The 3,118-nt window shown below is 68.7% G+C and carries 4 protein-coding genes; 1 reads left to right on the forward strand and 3 read right to left on the reverse strand.

The window, feature by feature from the left end:
* The first annotated feature begins 299 nt into the window (after positions 1-299).
* Positions 300-593 (forward strand): hypothetical protein, encoded by a 294-nt coding sequence (locus tag VN419_RS09700; RefSeq protein WP_325646940.1) that lies wholly within the window; start codon positions 300-302, stop codon positions 591-593.
* 119 nt (positions 594-712) lie between these two features.
* Here VN419_RS09700 and tsaA read toward each other — a convergent pair whose 3' ends face one another.
* The 3 genes from tsaA to VN419_RS09715 all read right to left on the reverse strand — a co-directional run.
* Positions 713-1,174 carry a tRNA (N6-threonylcarbamoyladenosine(37)-N6)-methyltransferase TrmO gene (gene tsaA, locus VN419_RS09705; protein ID WP_325646942.1) on the reverse strand — a complete coding sequence of 154 codons (462 nt, stop codon included), beginning with the start codon at positions 1,172-1,174 and terminating at the stop codon, positions 713-715.
* A 120-nt stretch (positions 1,175-1,294) separates the two neighbouring features.
* The gene (gene thiL, locus VN419_RS09710; protein WP_325646944.1) at positions 1,295-2,350 is read right to left on the reverse strand and encodes a thiamine-phosphate kinase; all 1,056 of its coding nucleotides are present in this window, start codon (positions 2,348-2,350) and stop codon (positions 1,295-1,297) included.
* A 93-nt stretch (positions 2,351-2,443) separates the two neighbouring features.
* The coding region (locus VN419_RS09715) for a radical SAM protein (RefSeq protein WP_325646946.1) at positions 2,444-3,118 on the reverse strand (675 nt) is incomplete at its 5' end.

Genomic DNA, 3,118 nt, shown 5'->3' on the forward strand with positions numbered 1-3,118 from the left:
GCATAGTGTATACCACTGACAACGTGGAAGTTGCTAGGATTCCCGTTCAGCGCTCAATCGCCGCTGGTGGGGGCTATACCATTGATGCCTGGAAGTATGTCTTTGAAGATGTCGCAAAGGAGACGGTGCGGGTCGTTAAGACTCAGTTGCTGGTCCCGAAGAACTGACCTGAATGGGGGCAGGGAGTTGTAGGCTCCCCAGCCCCCACCATTGACAAACCCAGCCCCACGGGCGAAGCAGGGCAGCGCGCGGGGCCATTCGGCCGCGGCGCACAATCCCATCAGCCCCAAGGTGTACCCATGGCCGCGAAGAAAGAAGTGGATATCGAGGCGCTCAAGCTGAAGCGCAAGACGCTGTCCGGCCGCGTGGCCGAGTGCGAGGGCACGCTCAAACACCTGCACCGCCTGCTGGACGAGGAGAAGGCCAAGCCCTCCTTCAAGACCAGCAAGGACCCCCGCCACCTGAAGTTTCAGGAGGCTTCCCGGCGCAAGCTGGAGGAGTTGCAGGGCCGCATCGCGGAGCTGGAGAAGGCCCGCGCGGTGATGAACGCCGACGTGAAGAAGCTCAGCCTCATCATCAAGGGCCAGGCCTAGGCCGCAGGCCAGCGCGGCGCACCGCCTGGGAAGCCCCGCGCCGATTCCGCCCGCGCAAAACCGCCCGCGCCGATTCCACGCCTCCCCCCGTTTTCGGCAGGCCGACCACCAGGCTGGCCTTACCCCGCTGGCGTCTCGCCCGTTTCGCTCGACGGCAGCCTGTCCAGATTCTTCACATCCAGCACCGGCGTGCCGTCGATGGCCTCCAGCGGGAACACCCGCAGGCGGATGGCTTTGCCGTTTTCGGCGGGGATGATCTCGCGCAGCTCCACCTCATGCAAGCCGATGGGGTTCGGCCGGTCCGGCGAGCGCGTGGCGAACACGCCGCGCAGGGGCCGGTTCTTGTCAGCGCGCGGGTGGCATTGCAGCACGTTGCGGTCGCCCTGGTGCAGCCAGGTGATGACGAGGATGCGCTGGCCCGGCTCCAGGCCCAGCAGGGCCGGGGCGTATTGCGGCTCCAGTTCGATCCAGGCCTCGGGCGCGCCCTCAGACCCGGACTTCGGCGCGCCGTCGCGGTCGGTGAGGCTGGAGCGCACGGTGCCGATGATGGTCAGGCGCGGCCGTTCAACAAGCATGTCCATGTGTGGCCTCCTCTGTGCGGGGGTGGGGTGGCCGTGTGGCGGGTAGGAAAAGCGGGCCGTTACGGCCATGGGCGCGACGGTCAGACTGCCAGCCGGTCCGCTAGATGCTCCGTCAAGCGGTCAGTCGGCCTCGTGTTTGGCGAAGTGGTCGAAGCCCTGGCGCAGCACCTGGCCGTTGTTCAGCCGCAGGCCCGGTTCGGCCGTCACACGGCCGATGACCTTTACCTGGGGCATGACGGCCAGCACGATGGGCAGCCGCTTGGGATCCGCGCAGGCCAGCAGGGCGTAGTCCTCGCCGCCCAGTATGGCGGCCTCCAGCGGGTCTTCGCCGTGGGCGATGAAATAGGCCGTCACCTCCGGGTGCAGGTCGTCGCGCCCCAGGGTCAGCTCCGCGCCGTGGGGGCCCAGGAAGCGTGGCAGGTCGCGCGCCAGTCCGTCGGAAACATCCATCAGGCCGGAAATGGCCGGGCCTTCGGGCGTGGTGATCTGCGCCAGGGCCAGGCCTTCGGCGATGCGCGGCACGGGCCGCAAATGGGCCATGATGGCGGCGGGCCAGTTGTCCAGCTGGCAGCAGCCTCTGCTTTCCAGCTCCAGCAGGCCCGCCCGCGCCAGGCCGATGTCGCCCAGGAGCAGCAGGGCGTCGCCGGGCTTGGCCTGCCCGCGCTTGAGCAGCCGCCCCCAGGGGCCGGGCCGCCCGAAGACCACGACATCCAGCGCCAGGACCGGGCCCCGGCTCAGGTCGCCGCCGACGAGCGGCATGTCCAGTTCCTGTGACAGCGCGGCCATGCCGCCGAGCATCTGGTCCAGGAAGTCGTCGGAAAGATTCTCCGGCAGCATAAGCGACAGGGCGAAGCCCAGGGGCGTGGCGGCCATGCCCGCAAGGTCGCTGGCCGCGGCGGCCAGGGCCTTGTGGCCGATGTCCGCCGGGGCGAAGTACGAGCGCCGGAAGTGCGCGTCCTCCACGAAAAGATCGGTGCTGACGCAGAAGGGCGCGGGCTTTCCGGCCTGGCCCCTTCCGTGCGGGCCACGCGGGTCGCCTGACGTATCCGGATCATCGCCCGGCTTGCCTGGGTCAATGACGGCGCAGTCGTCGCCGCGGCCCAGCAGCACATGCTCCCCGTGGTTCGGGAAGTGGCGATCGATGAGGTTCAGGAAATCCTGTTCAGAGGTCGGCATGCATACGTCCTAGCAGGCTTTGCGCAGCGCGTCGAGGTGCGGGAGCCACTTTTGCCGGAAGTCCCATGTCCGGAAGTCACGCGCCCTGAAATCCTAGGTGTGGAAATCCGGCGTCCATTCCGGGCCGGAGCCCACGGCCTGCGCATACCCGCGCGTGAAGCCGAGTTCCTCCATCCGCCTGCGCAGGGCGGCATACTGCTCCGGGGCCACGCCGTGGGCCAGCTCCGGGAATTCCAGGGCGCGGTGGGCCGGGTAGTACTGGCCCATGAGGCTCACCGCCGTGTCCGGGCCAAGGGTATCGGCCAGCCAGGAGAGGGCCAGGTCCACGCGCCCGGCATCGCCCGGCAGCACCAGCAGCCGCACGAGAAGCCCGCGCCGGGCCAGGCCCGTGGCCTCGTCCAGCACAAGGGGGCCCACCTGGCGCCGCATCTCCGCAATGGCGTGGGTGGCGGCGCGCGGATAGTCCGGCGCGGCGGAATAGCGCGCCGCGGCCGCAGAATCCATGTAGCGCAGGTCCGGCAGGTAAATGTCCACCAAGCCTTCCAGGGTGCGCAGGGCCTGCACGGTTTCGTACGCGCTGGAGTTCCAGACCACCGGCAGCGTGAGGCCGTTCGCCTTGGCCAGAACCAGCGCCTGGCGCACCTGGGGCGTGAAGTGCGAGGGCGTGACGAGATTGATGTTGTGCGCGCCGGAGAGCTGCAATTCCAGCATCAGCGCGGCCAGATCGTCCACTGCCAGGGCGTGGCCCAGCCCGCCCTTGCCCAGCCC

The organism is Humidesulfovibrio sp., from assembly GCF_035560995.1.
Taxonomy (GTDB): Bacteria; Desulfobacterota; Desulfovibrionia; order Desulfovibrionales; family Desulfovibrionaceae; genus Humidesulfovibrio.

What these genes read in the sequence shown, in the direction of transcription:
- VN419_RS09700 (WP_325646940.1), top strand. Translation starts at nt 300, where the DNA reads ATGGCCGCGAAGAAAGAAGTGGATATCGAGGCGCTCAAGCTGAAGCGC.
- tsaA (WP_325646942.1), bottom strand. Translation starts at nt 1,174, where the DNA reads ATGGACATGCTTGTTGAACGGCCGCGCCTGACCATCATCGGCACCGTG.
- thiL (WP_325646944.1), bottom strand. Translation starts at nt 2,350, where the DNA reads ATGCCGACCTCTGAACAGGATTTCCTGAACCTCATCGATCGCCACTTC.